This window comes from Bacteroides sp. ZJ-18 (assembly GCF_011038705.2).
Taxonomy (GTDB): domain Bacteria; phylum Bacteroidota; class Bacteroidia; order Bacteroidales; family Bacteroidaceae; genus Bacteroides; species Bacteroides hominis.
Genome location: NZ_CP072198.1, coordinates 776,445 through 793,654, shown reverse-complemented (window position 1 = coordinate 793,654; position 17,210 = coordinate 776,445). Strand labels below are relative to the sequence as shown.

Sequence of the window (17,210 nt, the reverse complement as noted above, 5' to 3'; positions counted from 1 at the left end):
TTAGTCTATCTTCTTAGTAAACGCACGACGTCGTTTATGTTGTTCGGTTTTAAAGTATTCCCATTGTGCCTGAACTTTTCCGTTCATTTCCAGTTCGGGGTTGCTTTCTGCAAAGATAAAACCTAATTTTTGATAAACCGGAATTAAATCGGAAAATAACAAAGCATTAACACCTTTGTTCTGGTACTCCGGTTTTACGGCTACAAGCAGCAAGTCAAGCATTTTGGCTCGTCGTTTCATAAATAATGCCTTCAGCAGATAATACCATCCGAGGGGGAGTAATCGTCCGTGTGATTTCTGCAATGCTTCTGAAAGTGAAGGCATTGAAATTCCTACGGCGATCAGTTTGTCTTCCGCATCGGTAATCAGGGTCACCATCCGCAGGTCGACAATCGGGAGATACATTTTTACGTATTGGTCAATCTGGCGTTGGGAGAGGGGAGAGTAGCCATACAGCGGGCTGTAAGCTTCGTTCATCAATTCGAAGATGGCTTGTCCGTAATCGGCTGCGATCTTTCTGGATGAAGTGTATTTCTTTACCTTGAGGTTATATTTACGTTGGATAAGATCGGATATGCGCTGATGTTTTTCGGGAATGGCATCGGGAATGAAGATTTTATATTCCACCCAATCGGCGTCTTTGCCGAATCCCAGTTTCTCCATATGTTGCGGATAGTAGGGATAGTTATAGATAGTGGCCATGGTGCTGAGTTGATCGAACCCTTCGATCAGCATGCCTTCTGCGTCAAAGTCGGTAAATCCGAGGGGACCCTGAATATTTTCCATTCCTTTGGACTTGCCCCATTCTTCTACGGTTTGCAAGAGTTTCGAAGATACTTCAAGGTCGTCGATGAAATCGATCCAACCGAAACGGACATCTTTCTTGTTCCAGGTGGCATTGGCACGGTGGTTGATGATACCTGCGATGCGCCCTACGATTTTCCCGTCTTTATAAGCCAGAAAGTATTCGGCTTCACAAAATTCGAAAGCCGCGTTTTTCTTCTTATTGAATGTGTTCAGCATGTCGTCGTAGAGGTCAGGTACGGAATAGGGATTCTCTTTGTATAATTCGTAATTAAAACGAATGAATTTCTTAAGTTCTCTTTTCGTCGATACCTTTTTAATTGTAATGGCCATAACTTGTATTTATGATGAGGCAGCAAAGATACGTGATAATCTTTAAATTACCACGTACAGAAACTAAAAACTGTGTGCCTCAATGTTTTCAGATCTGATAGATAAGATAGGTTGTATAGGCTATATAGCACAAGACCAGAATGCTTCCTTCGATCCGTGTGATGGTGCGTTTGGCGAAGAATAATCCGAAAAACCAGAGCAGGATGCCTGATCCGACCAACGTGAAAAGATCGAAATTATTGATGCCTGCCAACTGTAAGGGGGTGATGGAGGCACTGCACCCCAACACAAAGAAGATATTGAACAGATTGCTGCCTATGACGTTGCCGATGGCTATTTCGGGATTCTTTTTCAAGGCAGCCACAATGGAGGTAGCCAGTTCGGGCAGGGAGGTGCCTCCGGCTACGAGTGTGAGTCCGATAACGGATTCGCTGACACCCAGATTACGGGCGATGTTACTTGCTCCTTCTACAAACCACTGTCCTCCGAAGATAAGTCCGCCTAATCCGCCCAGAATAAAAAGTACGGATTTCCACATCGGGAGGCTTTTGATTTCTTCTTCCGGTGGCTGGGCGTCGTTCGTATTACGAGAAGCTATGGCAAATGTGTAGCCCAGAAAGATAGTGAAGAAGCAGAGCAGAATCAGTCCGTCTGAAATACTTAATGTATTACGGGGAGCTTTGTCCAGAAAGACATCGTTGGCACATATCAGCAGAACAATGGAAGAAAGAATACACAAGGGAATTTCTTTTCTCAAGGTGTTCTGGGTGATTACAATGGGAGCGAAGAGGGCTGTGCAACCCACGATCATCAGGGTATTGAAAATGTTGCTTCCCACAACGTTGCCGACAGCGATGTCCGCACTGCCTTTCAAGGCGGATGATACACTTACCGTCAGTTCCGGTGCCGATGTCCCGAAAGCTACAATGGTCAGTCCGATCACAATGGAAGGAATATGGAAACGTTTGGCTACGGACGCAGCTCCATCCGTCAGGCAGTTGGCGCCCACTAAAATAAGGAGTAATCCTCCGATAAGTAGTAATATATCCATGTTGATACCTTAAATTACTGATTCGGGTGCAAATATAGTGATTTCACTCTATGCTATGTCAAAAACAATCTGTATGTTTGGCACGTTTATCCATTTTAGTGACAATGACTATATGAGTTTTTGATATGAAGAAGAACAGATTATTCAGCCTTTTGTTGTTTCTGTTAGTGGCCAACAGTATGTTTGCCCAGTTAGGGAAAGCGGTCCGGGAGATACTGACCGGCGACAGTGCCGTTACCCATACCACGGTCCGGAATGATTCGGATTCCATACGGATGGCAAATATGAAAAGGGAGTTGGAAGAGGCACGTCTGAATGAAGCCAATATGCGTATGGAAATGGAGCAGTTGAGGTTGAAGGCCTTTGCTGCCGATTCTGTGAAGCTGGCACAGCAGAAAGCACGCATCGACTCACTCCGTCAGTTCACTCCGGGCGTACCGGTGGTGGTTGAGGGTGATACGTTGTTTTATCTCTACACCAAGCGTGGAGGATATACTCCGTTGCAGAGGGCTGAAATGATTGACGCGGCCATTACCCAATTGGGTAAACGGTTTACGCTGCATCCCGATTCGGTATATATAGAGAGCAGTGATATAGTGTCCGATTTGATGTATGGCAATAAGGTCATTGCTTCGTTTACCGACCAGGACGGGTTGTGGGAAGGACGTTCCCGTGAGCAACTGGCGGCAGATAAGCGTATCGTGGTAGTGAAGAAGCTGAAGGAACTGAAAGAGGAACACAGCTTCTGGCAATTGGGTAAACGGATTCTCTATTTCGTTTTAGTATTGGTGGGGCAATATCTCTTGTTCCGGCTTACTACCTGGCTTTTCCGTAAGCTGAAAGTACGTATCCAGAAGCTGAAGGACACAAAGTTGAAACCCATTTCCATTCAGGACTATGAACTGCTGGACACACAACGGCAGGTTAATTTGCTGATCTTCCTTTCCAACCTGTTGCGTTATGTGCTGGTGTTTCTCCAGTTGTTGATTACTGTTCCGCTTCTATTTGTTATTTTTCCGCAGACCAAGGGGTTGGCCGACACGATCTTTTCGTATATCTGGAATCCGGTGAAGGATATTTTGGTAGGCATCGTCGATTATATTCCCAATCTGTTCACCATCTTTATTATCTGGTATGCTATTAAATATCTGGTGCGTTTTGTCCACTATCTGTCCCGTGAGATTGAGGCTGGGCGGCTTAAGTTCGGCGGTTTTTATCCCGACTGGGCAATGCCTACTTTCCATATTATCCGCTTTTTGCTTTATGCATTTATGATTGCGATGATTTATCCTTATTTGCCGGGATCCAGAAGCGGGGTGTTTCAGGGAATATCGGTCTTCGTCGGATTGATCGTTTCGTTGGGGTCCAGTACGGTGATCGGTAATATCATTGCGGGACTCGTCATTACCTATATGCGTCCTTTCAAGTTAGGGGACCGCATCCAGCTGAATGATACTACCGGGAACGTGATAGAAAAAACACCTTTGGTGACCAGGATCAGGACACCGAAGAATGAAGTGGTGACAATCCCCAACTCGTTTATCATGTCGTCCCATACGGTGAACTATAGCTCTTCGGCGCGCGAATACGGATTGATTATTCACTCAGAGGTGACCATCGGTTACGATGCTCCCTGGCGTCAGGTGCACCAGTTGCTGATAGAAGCCGCCTTGAATACTCCCGGAGTGATTGATGATCCTCGTCCGTTTGTACTTGAAACGTCATTAAGCGACTGGTATCCGGTTTATCAGATCAATGCTTATATTCGCGAGGCGGATAAGCTGGCGCAAATTTATTCGGATCTGCATCAGAACATTCAGGATCGTTTTAATGAAGCGGGCGTCGAAATCATGTCACCTCACTATATGGCTATGCGTGACGGCAACGAGTCTACCATTCCGAAAGATGATCTGAGACCTAAAACCGATAAGCAGTAGTAAGCGGATGAGTCAAAAACTCACACCACGGAGAATCTTAAACGGTTAAGTTTCCGGTTAATTAAGAATAAATACTTTATGGCACACTCTATGTCTTTTATCGTAAGAAATAAGTTTTCGCCCTGTTTTTTTGCTTTCTCAAACGATTGTTCCTATCTTTACGGAGATTAAAAAGAAGAATCCCGCCCGCTTGGTCAGTATCTGGATAGATCCTCTAAAAAAGGCAGAAATCAAGATAAGTAAAAATCAAGACATAATACCATTAGAAACCGCTACTAGTAGCGGTTTTCTTTTTATACAAAATCGGGAAATTTGAAAATCGTCGTCCAGAGGGCGATATGCCGTCGTCACGATCTCAACAAAACATCGTCTCGATGACAAAAAATCGTCGTCGTGATCTCAATTTTTCGGAGGGTAAACGCCCTTAAATCGATTCTGGTAATTATAGAATACATTTTATAGGTTGCTGGTTTGTTTTTTAATATTGACAAATAGAGCCTCTCAGAGAGTCGGTTCTCCGATTCATTGCAGAGTGAAGAAGCAGGAGTACTATAGAGCTTTCAGGTTCTGATTTACTATAGAAGATATAGAGACTGATTCTATCTTATATATTCCTAAAGATTAAAACTCAGTGTCAGTTTGCGTAATCGGCTCCTGTGTCCCATAAAACAGAGCCGGCTCTTTCGTCGCGAAGAAGCCGGCTCTTTGAAAGTTGTGTATTTTTCAAGAGAGAGTGATTTATTTCTTTCGGGTCACTGTATAGAGTATATTCCCTTTTTTATCGATCATACGTAAGTTCAATTCCTTTTTATCGGCAGAACATACAGAAAAGCCCGGTTCGGGACTACAGAATTGAGTACCTTCAACCGGTTTCACCTTACGCGCCAGCGATCCGGCAGAGTTTACGATATAGTCGGTATCACTGCCCGGTACACGGATATGCTGGAAGTTGTGAATGTGTCCGCAGATGTACATATCTACCTTATGCTTCCTCAGGATAGGGTCGAGCCGTTTTTGCAAATCACCGCGCTCACTCTGGTCTTTCGGTGTTTCGGCATAGATAGGATGATGGCCGGCAACGATTACCCAGTCCTCTTTGGCAGCAGTCAGCACAGAATCCAGCCAAGCCAGTTGTCCGTTCATATCCTGCCGGCAGGCATCGGGATAAGTTTCGGTTTCGTTGCGGTATTTGTCGATCAGGGGAGCGGTATCTATCCAGACAATGCGGATGGTGGCACCTTTTTCTTCAAACGTTTTGGTGTAATAACGTGCAGGCATGGTCCAGCGGCGGCTCACCCGGCTGTAGTCCAGTACAGCCTGTGTATTACCCCGGTATTCGTGGTTTCCCAACACGGGATACCAGTCGATCATCAGCTCCGGATGACTGTAGATCAGCTCAAAGTTGGTCATCCAAAGCGGGTCGTCCACGCTGCGTACTCCTTCGAAGTGATGGACGTCTCCGGGAGCCAGTACAAATTCAGGGCCTATTTCCTCGCCCATGGTTCCCATTAATTCAGCGATTGGTTTCTGGTCGTAGTAGCCGTTACGTCCCAGATCGTTGGCAATATAGAAGTTAAATTTCTTGTCGAATATAGAGTAGTCTCTGATCTGGGCTGAGGCTACCGCCCCGATGAAGATAAACAGAAGTGTCAGTAAGTTCTTTAATTTCATAAATATGGTTTTTTATATTGATTATTAATGAATTGAATACGTTTTTTCATCAGTGATGCGAGAAGACGGTTTTAATCTCAGACCCACGGTGCACCGTTTTTTAATCAGCGGTGCACCGTTGATTCAACCTCCTCTGATAGCCGGTTAGAAGTTGATCTTAAACCCGGCATTAATCTTTACGCCATAATATTCCGCCTGCATCGTACGGTCTTTTGTCCCCTGATAATAGCGGAGCGGCTGATTCAGCAGGTTGTTTGCTTCGGCATAGAGGGTGTAGTGTTTTGCAAAAGTGTAACTGGCGTTTACGTCCAGATAGCTCACACGGTCATAATAGCGGTCGTGAAAGGCGTCTTCACCCATCTCGTCAATAAAGGCGGAGGCAAAGTTATAACTCAGGCGGAGATTCAGCCCGCTTTTCTCAAAATAAAGTGATACGTTGGCGGTATGCTTCGGAGAGCCCGGCAGGCTCAGGTCCTTTTCGTTCTCGCGTCCTTCGAAGTTGAAGTCTTCTACACGGGAGTGGGTGAAAGTATACGTGCCATAGAAGCCGACACATTTCAGGGCAGGAGCGATAAATCCGAAATCACGCTGGTAAGAGAGTTCCATACCTATCAGATTGGCATTGCCTGCATTCTTGGGTTGGATAAAGCGGTTGTATAGGTTGCCGTTGTATTCGTAGTTCGTAGCCACCTGGTTGACAATGAAGTCGTCTATCTTCTTGTAGAATACTCCTGCGCTGACCAGCCCGATACTCTTGAAGTAATAATCCGCGCTCAGGTCGAAGTTATAAGAAAGAGTCGGTTTCAGGCCGGGATTACCCACTGTCACTTCGTTATCCGAACGTTTAATGTTGACGCTGGGCACCAGGGCGGAATACTTCGGGCGCGACAGCGTCTGGGTAAACGAACCGCGTACCTTGAAATCTTCATTTATGCTCCACTTCATAAGGAGTGACGGAAGGAAGTTGATGTAACTGTTTGTTTCTCGGGCAGTCTTTGAGGTTTGGTCTGTTTCGTCGTCATACGTCCGTCCGGTATAGCTGAGGCTGGTATTTTCCATGCGTAGTCCTGTCATCAGCTCCACGTTGTCGGTGAGTTTCTGGTCGAAGCGGATGTATCCCGAGCTTACAGTCTCGCGTGCTTCGAAGTTGCCTGCCAGTTCTTCCTGTACCTGTTCTTTGTCAAATAAGGAAGGATTGTTCAGATCCAGTGAGCCTGCATATTCTTTGCTGGCATAAACACCTGCCTTGTATTTGTTACTCGGCATGAAGTTTTTGTTAGTCTGATCTACCGTATTTTGCAGGCTGTGGGTCATAAATGCATCTTCATCTTTCGGGGTATATTCATAGAAATCCACCTCCTTGTCTTTGGTTTTGCGCACTACTTTGGCTCCAAACTTCAGTTTGTTTCCGTTTTGGAACGGAAGCTTGAAGTTCATAGAGAATTTCAGATCTTCTTCTTTGATGTCTTGTTGTTGTTCGGTAAGTTCTTTCAGGCCGAAATCCTTGTTCAGCGTCATCGTAGAGCCGGGCTTCGGAGTAGCCAATGGTTCGCGTTCGTTACTCAGATCCATATCGAATTGCTGCTTTTTGAGCTGAAAGTCGATGTAACGCTCGTTCGGACGCTCCTCGGTTGCTTGGGCATAACTGGCGTTCCAGTCCATAGATAGCGGTCCGAACAGATGCTCCCCGCCCAATGTGAAGTCCATTGTGCGCTGGCGTTCCAGACGGGCATTCCGATTGTCGGGTGTGCCGGCTTTAGTCTGTACGCGTACGGTTGCTTTGCCTTCTTCGTCCAGATCTTTAAGAGTAGTGCGGTACCGGTTTTCCCAGTCGTTCCGGTTATTGAAAATACCTTTGAACATCAGTTTATGGTTTTCGTTGATGTCCCAATCCAGGGCTGCCGAATAGCTCTGGCGTTCGCGGGTCACATAATACTGGCGTATCTGATAGTCATTGATGTATACATTGCCTTTATCGTCTTTCTCCCAGAGGAATTCCGTATCGTACGAACCCGAAGGGGCATTTTGATACGAAGCCGATAGCATGACTCCCAGTTTATCATTAAAGAAGCGGTCGCCATAAGTCAATCCCAGGTTCAGCTGTGCCTTTTCGCTGATCCAGTTGTAGCCGGAACCGGCTGTGGCTGTCAGCGTACGTTTATAAGGAGAGTTCTTGGTGACCAGATTGATCGATCCTCCGATGGCGTCGCCGTCCATGTCCGAGGTTACCACTTTGCTCACTTCGATGGTCTGAATCATATCCGCCGGAATCAGGTCAAGCTGCACGTTACGTGTATCACCTTCTGCCGATGGGATGCGGTTACCGTTGATCGTGACAGAACTGAGGTCTGCCGATGTACCGCGCACCTGTCCGAAACGGGCTTCACCCTGGTCATATTGAACGTTGATACCCGAGATGCGCTTCAGCGCATCTCCGATGTTCGAGTCCGGAAACTTACCTACCTGATCGGCAGAAACCACATTCTTGATGCCCAGACTGTTCTTTTGTGAGTTGATGGCGCGGCGCTGGCCTTGAAAAGCACCGCCTATTACAATTTCCTGCAATTCGACCCCTTCATTCAGTATGACATCTCTTTCGAGCGTCTTGCCTTCGGGAATCGTTATTTTCATTTCTACGGGAGCATATCCCACATAGCTTACTTTTACGGTGTAAGTTCCCGGATTGAGATTGGCGAAGGTATAAAAACCGTTTACGTCGCTCGTTACTCCTGTTTTCAGGTTCTCGATGTAGATCGATGCCCCCGGTAATGTCTGTTTGGATGTGTCGATGATACGTCCCCGGATCGTACCTTGTTTTACTACGTTTGCTTTTTCATCGGCGTAGAGATGACCGCCCATGTTCGATAATAAAAGAACGAATGATACCAGTTTCAGAATTCGTTTCATATTTGTTAGTATGCGTTAATAATTTGTTGCAAAAGTAGAGGGAGGAAGTTTCGTCACTTTTACAGTTGTTTGAACGCTGGGTGACAAAGATGTTACGATTCTGTTATCGCCTGTCCGTCGTTATCTTCTTACCCAATAACACTAAAACAGTCAATAATATCCCGTTTTTTGAAAAGTTACCTTTCGGGATGTCCGGTATCTTTGTGCTGTGTAGAGAATAATCCTGTGATGTACCATCAAGTTTATTATTAGTTATGAAGAGATTCTTTTTAAGCAGCTTTCTTTTAATGATGCTGGGCATAAGTGCTCATGCACAAAAACTGATTCTTCCTGTTCCCTCTGACCTCCCCAGCAAGGCACAACAGAAGCAGATCGCACGTAAGTATGGCATGTTCATTCACTTTGGCATCAATACTTTCCATAATGAAGAGTGGACGGACGGTTCCAAGCCGGCTTCCTCGTATGCGCCTGTTGCCATTGATGCCGAACAGTGGATAAGAACCGCCAGGGATGCGGGTATGAAATATGTGATTCTGATCACTAAACATCACGATGGGTTCTGTCTTTGGGACAGTAAGTATACCGATTACGATGTGGCTGCTTCCGGAAACAAAACCGATGTGGTAGAAGCTGTGGCCAAGGCTTGCAAAAAGTATAAAATTGGGCTTGGGTTATATTACTCACTTTGGGACCGCAAAATGAACCGGGACGTTGACGACCGGAGTAAAGATGCCGGATACAATGAGTATATGCTTCGGCAACTCGCCGAACTGGTCGACATTGCACGAAAGCATACTCCTATTGTTGAGTTCTGGTTTGACGGAGGATGGGTGAAACAGAATTACCGTTGGCCGGTGATGGATATCTATCAAACCATCAAGTCGAAAGAACCCGAATGCCAGATAGGCATCAACTGGAGCATCGGTTCACCTGAAAATGCGGATGCGCATCCTGTGTTGCCGGGTGATCAACGGGCGGGATATCCGATTCGTTATTTTCCGAGTGACTTCAGACTGGGCGATCCGTACCTGCCGGCAGACGATGACCCGAAGCTGTTTACCCATGACGGCAAAGATTATTATATGCCTTGGGAGTCGACCGTTTGTATTAGTGACCGTTGGTTTTATCATACTACGGATACAAACTTCAAGTCTGTTGACGAGTTGGCGAAACTATACCGTCAATGTACCAGGAATGACAATATTTTGATTTTAAACTGCCCTCCCGGTCGTGACGGCAAACTGAGGCAAGAAGATATCACGATTCTGAACCGCTTGCGTGAGAAGCTGAATCTTTCTTCCGTAAGTAAGTGATATCATTCAATTGTTTCGCCCGGTATTCTCTGGGCGAACATTGGGTCAGCTTGCTGAACAAGCGGGTGAATTGCGCAGGATTATAAATGCCGACACATTCCGCTATCTGCATGATATTGAGTTTCGAAGAGATCAGCATGGCTTGTGCCCGTTCGATACGTTTCATCTGGATGTATTCGCAGGGAGGCACACCGATTATCTTTTTGAATACTTTCGAGAAATGGTCAGGGGTGAGACACATCCGCTCGGATAGCTCGATTACCGTAATACGTTTGTCGAGGTTCTTGTGGATGTATTGTATCACCTCGTCCAGTTTGATGTATGAGTTACTGCCGTGTAGTTGACTCATACTGGCTTCTGTAATGAAGCGGGAGAAAAGTTGCAGCAGGATTCCATGACTCTCTATGGTGTGGGACAACTGCGATAGATTTTTCTCGGTCCTGTTTTCATAAAGTGACTTGGTATTGTCATAACTCTGTGGGTCTACAACCTGTAATGACTTGTACGGATTAAGTTCCAGATAACGTTTTATCAGTGAGAAGTCCATCGGAGCGGCTTCCGGTTGCAAGTTTAGCTGAAGTGGATTGAGCACTCCCGGCACTCCGTTCAAATCATCAAAGAAACAGATATAATAGTGATCCATAAAGTCATCGCATTCATAACTGTGGAAAGCAAACTTGGGGATTAGGAACAATTGGCCCGGTAAAAGGTCATAAACCACATTATTTATATATACTCTTCCTCGTCCGTTCTCAATATAGTACAGGCGGTAAAACGGACTGATGACATTCCTGAAATTCCACCAGTTCTCTACACGCTTGAAGCCGGCGTAGAGCATAGATAATGAAAAGGTGTATGTCGTGTTTGAGATTGACATATGTATCGTTTGAGGCAAACACATTGTTTTTATGCGGGTTTAAAGGTAAATGTTTGGGGCTAAAAAAACAAATGGATAACGTGTTTTTATACGTTATCCATTTATATTGGGACAGTCGGACTATTTTAAACGGATGGAATAGATGCTGGGATGTCCGTCGGACTGTTGAATCTGTATACGGAACTGTCGGGTTGTCAATACTTCGGGAAGTGTGAATTCGATGATTCCGTATCCCATGAAACTATTGGAATTGGTGAGTGGCAATACTTCGCTTTGGTAAACCTGTATCTCTTTTCCTTCCTTTATTGCCTCGACGGAGAACTTCCGGATGCTGTTCTCTGATTCTATTATAAAGAACTTGCTGAAACTGGCTTCCCTGTCCAGAGTGACGGTGATGGAGCCGACGGAGTCTGCACTGATCCAGGAGGTTGTAACGTCACTGTCCACTGCATAATTGGCTCCGTAATGGAGGGTGTCGTTTTTGAGTGTGCTGCTTGCTTCAGCCCGTGCATCGGTCGTGATAGACTGGGGACGCTTCAACGTTTTCGGGAACGGTTTACCGGAATCGATACCCAGCAGCTTGCCCAGTTCTTTGATGCGCTCCACTGCTTTGGGGCTTTGTTCGCCGTTGGTGTCCGGTGGGATATTCAGTAGCAAACAGTTGTCATTGGATGTTGCCACATAGAATATTTCCTCCAACTCGTCGAGTTCACGTACGGTACTGTCTTCCGGATGATTGAACCAACTGCCAAGCACAGAAATGGTCTGTGTGCTTTCAAAAGGCAGATAGTATTGCTTCCCGCTATGTGTATATATTTTAGGATCATCCTTTACCGGGAGAAACGGGTCCCATAAACGGAAGTCAGACGGGAAGTAGATGATTGAATCGCCCTCCTGCATGTCTACCGGACGTTTGCCGATAGTCCAGTTGGTAGATATCTGACATTCTGGTTGCATCTTTTTGACGTAATCGTATACCTCTTGCAGATGCCAGTCTTCCACTTTACGGTCCCATCCACCGTCGAACCAGAGTTCGTGTACGGTTCCATATTGGGTCATCAGCTCCTTGAGTTGGTTTTTCATAAACCCGATGTATTTATATTTGTCGGAATCCTTATAGCTGGGTTCATGGCGGTCCCAAAGAGAATAATATATGGAAAATGCGATTCCCTGTTCGTGGCAGGCATCCGATACGGCGCGTACGATGTCTACTTTGTGCTTGATGCCCGGATTGGCGATGTCATGGTCGGTATATTTACTGTCCCAAAGGCAGAAGCCATCGTGGTGTTTCGTAATAAGTACGATGGAGCGCATTCCGGCTTCTTTGGCTGTTTTCACCCATTGTGCGGCTTTCTGCGCAATGTCGGCAGGAGGGGCATACGTTGAGGCGGGGGCAGTGCCGTCACTCCATTCCACGTTGAGGTAAGTGTTCATGCCGAAGTGGAGAAACATGCCGTATTTACGGTCAATCATGGCTTGTTGCCCTTTGGTAGGCAGGGGCCCCGTCTGTACGGCGGTAGATGTACAGGCATATAAGGCTGCACCCAGGCAGACTCCACAGGCTGCTTTGCAAATGTTTGTAAGATGTTTCATGATGATCAGATATAATATAAAATGTAATATGCTGCAAAGATGGTCATTTTATGGTTACCGGTTCTGGCTGAATCCGTGATAAACTTTGCTAAATCCGTCATTCTCTGCCGGTCGCTTCCATTGGGAATATCTTTCGGGTAACTTGAGTGATACGTTTTGTACGCTGAGTGATAGCTTATCCCTGAAAAAATGCGTAAAATTGCACTCAGGTTTTCCATTATTAACTAACAAAATAAAACTATGCATTTGACTACAAAATTATTTTTTGCCGCAACGCTGCTTGCCGGTAACCTGTTTGCTTCATTTGCCGGCGATGTTACGCTGAAGATTACGAAGAAGTATATCAACCTTCCTGTGTCCCACCAAATGGACCGGAAGAAAATGACATTCGAGGTGAAAGGGGCTCCGGAACGTAATTTCGTGATTCGCCTGGCCGACGGGAAACCCGATTATTGGGTATTTTGCGATGTTTCTTCCTGGAAAGGCAAGACACTCCGAATCAGCTATGAAGGAGAGTCTGCCGGATTGGAGAAGATCTATCAGGACGATGTGATTGCGGGGCAAGACAGCCTGTATAAAGAGAAGAACCGTCCGCAATTTCACTTCACTACCCGTCGCGGATGGATTAACGATCCTAACGGATTGGTTTACTATGAAGGTGAATACCATCTTTTCTATCAGCATAATCCTTACGAACGGGAATGGGAGAACATGACCTGGGGACATGCCGTGAGCCGTGACCTGGTACATTGGGAGGAACTGCCGGATGCTTTGCACCCCGATGAACTGGGAACCATCTTCTCCGGTTCGGCCGTGATCGATTATGATAATACCGCCGGATTTAATAAAAAAGGAGAGCCGGCACTGGTAGCCGCCTATACAGTGGATAATCCGGAGAAACAGCGGCAGTGCATTGCCTACAGCCTCGACCGGGGACGTACGTTTACCAAATACGAAGGCAATCCGGTGATAGACTCAAAGGCAAAATGGAATAGTAAAGACACACGTGATCCGAAAGTTTTCTGGTACGCACCCGGCAAACATTGGGTGATGGTGCTCAACGAGCGGGACGGACATTCCATCTACAACTCTTCCGACCTGAAGAACTGGGAGTACAAGAGCCATGTTACCGGTTTCTGGGAATGTCCCGAACTGTTTGAGCTGCCGGTCGACGGAGATAAGAATCACACGAAATGGGTGATGTACGGAGCCTCGGGTACTTATATGCTGGGATCGTTTGATGGCCAGACATTTACTCCGGAGGCGGGTAAGTACTACTATTATACAGGAAGTATGTATGCTGCCCAAACCTATAGCAACCTGCCTGCCAGTGACGGACGTCGCATCCAGATAGGCTGGGGACGAATTTCACACGATGGCATGCCGTTCAACGGAATGATGCTGCTGCCTAATGAACTGACCCTTCGTACTACTTCAAAGGGAGTCCGTTTGTTTAGTGTTCCTGTCAGGGAGGCAGAGCAACTGTTCCGGCCGGTAGGAAACTGGACATCACTTACTTCTGATGCAGCCAACGGGCGGTTACAATCATTTTCCGATAAGGACTGTTTGCGGATACGGACTACCATCAAGTTATCACATGCCACCAGTGGCGGACTGAATCTTTACGGACAGCCTCTGGTGGATTATGACATGAACTCCAATCTGATAAACGGTGTGTTCTATTCACCCGACGACCGCACCAGTATGGAACTGACAGCCGACATATACATCGACCGTACCTCTATCGAAGTCTTCATCGACGGAGGAGCTTATTCGTATTCGATGAAACGGAGCCCGCGTGAAGGAAATCGCGAAGGACTTCACTTCTGGGGTAACAACATAGAAGTCAAAAACTTGGAAGTGTTCTCGGTAAAATCCATCTGGTAACGAACATTTTCTTTTGATAAGGCGTCCTGTTTCTTTGCTTCAGGACGTCTTATATACGTATTACTAAGGAGAACACAGCATGAAAAACACAAATCTATTCCGGTTCGGCTTTTTGCTTTTTGCAGGCCTGTTCGTATTCCTGTCTTCTTGCCAACGGAAGGAAGAGGCGGACAGAAAATATGTTATCGGTTTTTCTCAGTGCACTTCCGATTCCTGGCGCGAAGCCGTATTGCTCGAAATGCAGATTGAGGCCTCCAATTACCGCAACGTGGAGTTGGTAGTATATAATGCAATGGATAACAGCAGCCGGCAGGTAGCCCAGATCCGTAAACTGATCTCGCAGAATGTGGATGTACTTATCATTTCACCCAACGAAGCTGTTCCCATTACCGACGTGGCAGTGGAAGCCTACCGGAAAGGCATTCCTACCATTATCCACGACCGTAAGATACAGTCGGATGAATATACGGTTTCTATCGGCGCCAATAATTACAACATCGGTTCTGCCATCGGCGAATATATCAACGGACAACTTTCGCCCAATTCCCAAATACTTGAAATATGGGGACTGGAAGGCTCTTCGCCCGCCATGGAACGCCATGACGGGTTTATTGACCATCTCCGCAGCGACAAAAACTTCCGGGTGACCCAGGTTTTTGGTAAGTGGCACTATAACAGTGCTTACGATGCTGTCAGCAAGCTGCCTGCTTTTACAGATATCGACTTGGTGTATGCCCATAATGATGTAATGGCCCTTGCTGCACGTGATGTCATTATGAAGCGTGACTCTGTGTCCGGCAGACGTATCCGGTTTATAGGTATCGACGGAGTATATGGTGATGGAGCCGGGTTGCAGGCTGTAGCCGACGAGAAATTGGAAGCCTCTTTTCAGTATCCTACCGGAGGAGCTATCTCCATTCAGGTGGCCATGGCCATTATCAATGGCGAGAAGGTGAAGAAAAACTACGTATTGAATACCGCTATCATTAACCGGGGAAACGCAAAAACCATTCTGGCACAGTCCGAACAACTGAATCATTACCAAAAGCGGATCAACCGCCAGAAGCAGGAAGAAGACAATCTGCTGTCTCGTTTCAAGTTCCTGCGCAACTCCACCATATTGATCCTGGCGTTGATGTTACTCATTATCCCTCTGTTGGGATATGTCATGTACATGAATCTCCGCATCAAGAACAAAAACAAAGAACTGTATGATAAAAACCAGCTTGTAGAGGCGCAGAAGGAGGAACTGGCGGTCAAGAATAACCAGATAGAAAACATCTCGAACCAGAAACTGCAGTTCTTTACCAATATCTCCCACGAAATCCGTACTCCCCTTACGTTAATACTGGGGCCGGTAAACAAACTGATTAAAAACTCCAGGCTCGATCCTTCTATTCAGGAAGATGTGGCTTTGATGAAGCGGAACGTAGACCGGCTCTACCGGATTGTCAATCAGATACTCGATTTTCGCAGGATTGACAACGACAAGATGAAACTGATTCTGCGTCAGGTAGATCTGATAGGAATGGTCAGAGAGGTCTTCGATTACTTTACCGGTATTGCCCAAGAGAAGCAGATCCATTATCAGTTCTGCACCAACATCGACAAGCTGAATATCCATATCGATGTCAATAAGATAGAGCAGGTATTGGTGAATATCATTTCGAATGCTTTTAAATATTCGGATGGCGGCGGGGATATTTTCGTCAGGGTTATCGGTGAGGCAGAAACTGTTCTGGTGGAAGTGGAGGACCACGGGCGGGGGATTTCAAAAGAGAGCATGGAGCATCTCTTCGAGCGGTTTTATACCGGTAATAAGACATTCGGTACGGCAGGTTTCGGCATCGGACTTAATCTTTCGAAAGAATACGTCGATTTGCATGACGGTGAAATTCGTGTAGAGAGCCAGCCCGGAGAATATACCTTGTTCAGTGTCCGGCTTTACAAAGACATGGCTCACTATACCCACGAATATATACTGGAAGAGACCGACCGTTTCAATCTGAGTTATCATGACATGGAAGTGGATACGACGATAGTGAATGAAATGCTGTCCACGACCTACGATTATCATATTCTGGTGGTGGAAGACGACCCCGATGTGCGATACAGCCTGCGGAAGGAGCTGTCCGACAATTTCCAGGTCGAAGTGGCGGGTAATGGCAATGAAGCGTTGGATCTGTTGGGGAAGGACGTCGCTTTCCACCTGATTCTGAGTGATGTGCTGATGCCCGGTATGAATGGTTTCCAGTTAGTCAACCGGGTGAAGAACGATCTTGCTTTCAGCCATATCCCTATCATACTTCTGACTGCTTTGTCCGAAGACAGCCAGCGCATTTACGGCATTGCCGAAGGGGCGGACGAGTATATTCCCAAACCTTTCAACATCGACTTCCTGAAAATACGTATCATCAACATGATTTCGGAACGGCAAAAGATGAAGGAAGCTTATATGAAGAATCTCCGGGCCGGTACGATGGACAATGTGGAGGTATGCAAACTGATGAAGGTAGACGAGTTGTTCAGGGACAAGCTGCTGAGCATTGTCGACACGCAATATGAAAACTCCGATTTCAGCATCGAAGACCTGAGTGAACATTTGGGATTGTCGAGGGTGCACCTTTACCGGAAGATGAAAACACTGTTCGGGGTTTCACCCACTGATTACCTGAGGAATTACCGGCTCAATAAAGCAATGCTTTTGCTTAAAGCCCGGCAGTATAATATCAGTGAGATAGCTTATATGACCGGTTTTACTTCGCCCGCCTATTTCACTAAATGTTTCCGTACACTTTATGGGGTCACTCCGACAGAGGCAATGGTGGCTAACTGAA

General features: G+C 46.2%; 10 protein-coding genes. 4 read left to right on the top strand and 6 right to left on the bottom strand.

The window, feature by feature from the left end; genetic code table 11:
* Together G7Y45_RS03230 and G7Y45_RS03225 are read right to left on the bottom strand one after the other, a co-directional pair.
* Positions 1-1,137, bottom strand: coding sequence for a hypothetical protein (locus G7Y45_RS03230; protein WP_005782935.1), 1,137 nt, complete (start codon positions 1,135-1,137; stop codon positions 1-3).
* Positions 1,138-1,225: 88 nt separating this feature from the next.
* Complete coding sequence (locus G7Y45_RS03225) at positions 1,226-2,188, bottom strand: calcium/sodium antiporter (protein ID WP_165016822.1); 963 nt, start codon at positions 2,186-2,188, stop codon at positions 1,226-1,228.
* A 125-nt stretch (positions 2,189-2,313) separates the two neighbouring features.
* Between G7Y45_RS03225 and G7Y45_RS03220 the strand changes: the two genes are divergently transcribed.
* Positions 2,314-4,125, top strand: a complete 1,812-nt coding sequence (locus G7Y45_RS03220; protein ID WP_022012251.1) for a mechanosensitive ion channel family protein — start codon at positions 2,314-2,316, stop codon at positions 4,123-4,125.
* A gap of 738 nt (positions 4,126-4,863) precedes the next feature.
* On the opposite strand, the gene G7Y45_RS03215 is transcribed toward G7Y45_RS03220, so the two are convergent.
* Both G7Y45_RS03215 and G7Y45_RS03210 read right to left on the bottom strand, forming a co-directional pair.
* On the bottom strand, positions 4,864-5,796 hold the full coding sequence (locus tag G7Y45_RS03215) for a metallophosphoesterase (protein ID WP_005782938.1): 933 nt from the start codon (positions 5,794-5,796) through the stop codon (positions 4,864-4,866).
* A 144-nt stretch (positions 5,797-5,940) separates the two neighbouring features.
* Positions 5,941-8,703 carry a TonB-dependent receptor gene (locus G7Y45_RS03210; protein ID WP_165016824.1) on the bottom strand — a complete coding sequence of 921 codons (2,763 nt, stop codon included), beginning with the start codon at positions 8,701-8,703 and terminating at the stop codon, positions 5,941-5,943.
* 254 nt (positions 8,704-8,957) lie between these two features.
* Between G7Y45_RS03210 and G7Y45_RS03205 the strand changes: the two genes are divergently transcribed.
* A complete protein-coding gene (locus G7Y45_RS03205; RefSeq protein ID WP_032540908.1) occupies positions 8,958-10,016 on the top strand; it encodes an alpha-L-fucosidase in 1,059 nt (352 codons plus the stop codon).
* On the opposite strand, the gene G7Y45_RS03200 is transcribed toward G7Y45_RS03205, so the two are convergent.
* Together G7Y45_RS03200 and G7Y45_RS03195 are read right to left on the bottom strand one after the other, a co-directional pair.
* Positions 9,961-10,893: an AraC family transcriptional regulator gene (locus tag G7Y45_RS03200; protein WP_165016826.1), complete on the bottom strand. Its 933-nt coding sequence runs from the start codon at positions 10,891-10,893 to the stop codon at positions 9,961-9,963. The genes G7Y45_RS03205 and G7Y45_RS03200 overlap by 56 nt on opposite strands.
* A 120-nt stretch (positions 10,894-11,013) precedes the next feature.
* Positions 11,014-12,486, bottom strand: a complete 1,473-nt coding sequence (locus G7Y45_RS03195; RefSeq protein ID WP_165016828.1) for an alpha-L-fucosidase — start codon at positions 12,484-12,486, stop codon at positions 11,014-11,016.
* A gap of 240 nt (positions 12,487-12,726) precedes the next feature.
* On the opposite strand from G7Y45_RS03195, the gene G7Y45_RS03190 reads away from it, so the two are divergent.
* Both G7Y45_RS03190 and G7Y45_RS03185 read left to right on the top strand, forming a co-directional pair.
* Positions 12,727-14,373 carry a glycoside hydrolase family 32 protein gene (locus G7Y45_RS03190; RefSeq protein ID WP_165016830.1) on the top strand — a complete coding sequence of 549 codons (1,647 nt, stop codon included), beginning with the start codon at positions 12,727-12,729 and terminating at the stop codon, positions 14,371-14,373.
* A 79-nt stretch (positions 14,374-14,452) separates the two neighbouring features.
* Positions 14,453-17,209 carry a substrate-binding domain-containing protein gene (locus G7Y45_RS03185; protein WP_165016832.1) on the top strand — a complete coding sequence of 919 codons (2,757 nt, stop codon included), beginning with the start codon at positions 14,453-14,455 and terminating at the stop codon, positions 17,207-17,209.
* The last annotated feature ends 1 nt before the right edge of the window (position 17,210 follow it).

Bases quoted from the DNA above. Each gene is read 5' to 3' on its own strand.
- G7Y45_RS03230 (WP_005782935.1), bottom strand. From the start codon at position 1,137: ATGGCCATTACAATTAAAAAGGTATCGACGAAAAGAGAACTTAAGAAA.
- G7Y45_RS03225 (WP_165016822.1), bottom strand. From the start codon at position 2,188: ATGGATATATTACTACTTATCGGAGGATTACTCCTTATTTTAGTGGGC.
- G7Y45_RS03220 (WP_022012251.1), top strand. From the start codon at position 2,314: ATGAAGAAGAACAGATTATTCAGCCTTTTGTTGTTTCTGTTAGTGGCC.
- G7Y45_RS03215 (WP_005782938.1), bottom strand. From the start codon at position 5,796: ATGAAATTAAAGAACTTACTGACACTTCTGTTTATCTTCATCGGGGCG.
- G7Y45_RS03210 (WP_165016824.1), bottom strand. From the start codon at position 8,703: ATGAAACGAATTCTGAAACTGGTATCATTCGTTCTTTTATTATCGAAC.
- G7Y45_RS03205 (WP_032540908.1), top strand. From the start codon at position 8,958: ATGAAGAGATTCTTTTTAAGCAGCTTTCTTTTAATGATGCTGGGCATA.
- G7Y45_RS03200 (WP_165016826.1), bottom strand. From the start codon at position 10,893: ATGTCAATCTCAAACACGACATACACCTTTTCATTATCTATGCTCTAC.
- G7Y45_RS03195 (WP_165016828.1), bottom strand. From the start codon at position 12,486: ATGAAACATCTTACAAACATTTGCAAAGCAGCCTGTGGAGTCTGCCTG.
- G7Y45_RS03190 (WP_165016830.1), top strand. From the start codon at position 12,727: ATGCATTTGACTACAAAATTATTTTTTGCCGCAACGCTGCTTGCCGGT.
- G7Y45_RS03185 (WP_165016832.1), top strand. From the start codon at position 14,453: ATGAAAAACACAAATCTATTCCGGTTCGGCTTTTTGCTTTTTGCAGGC.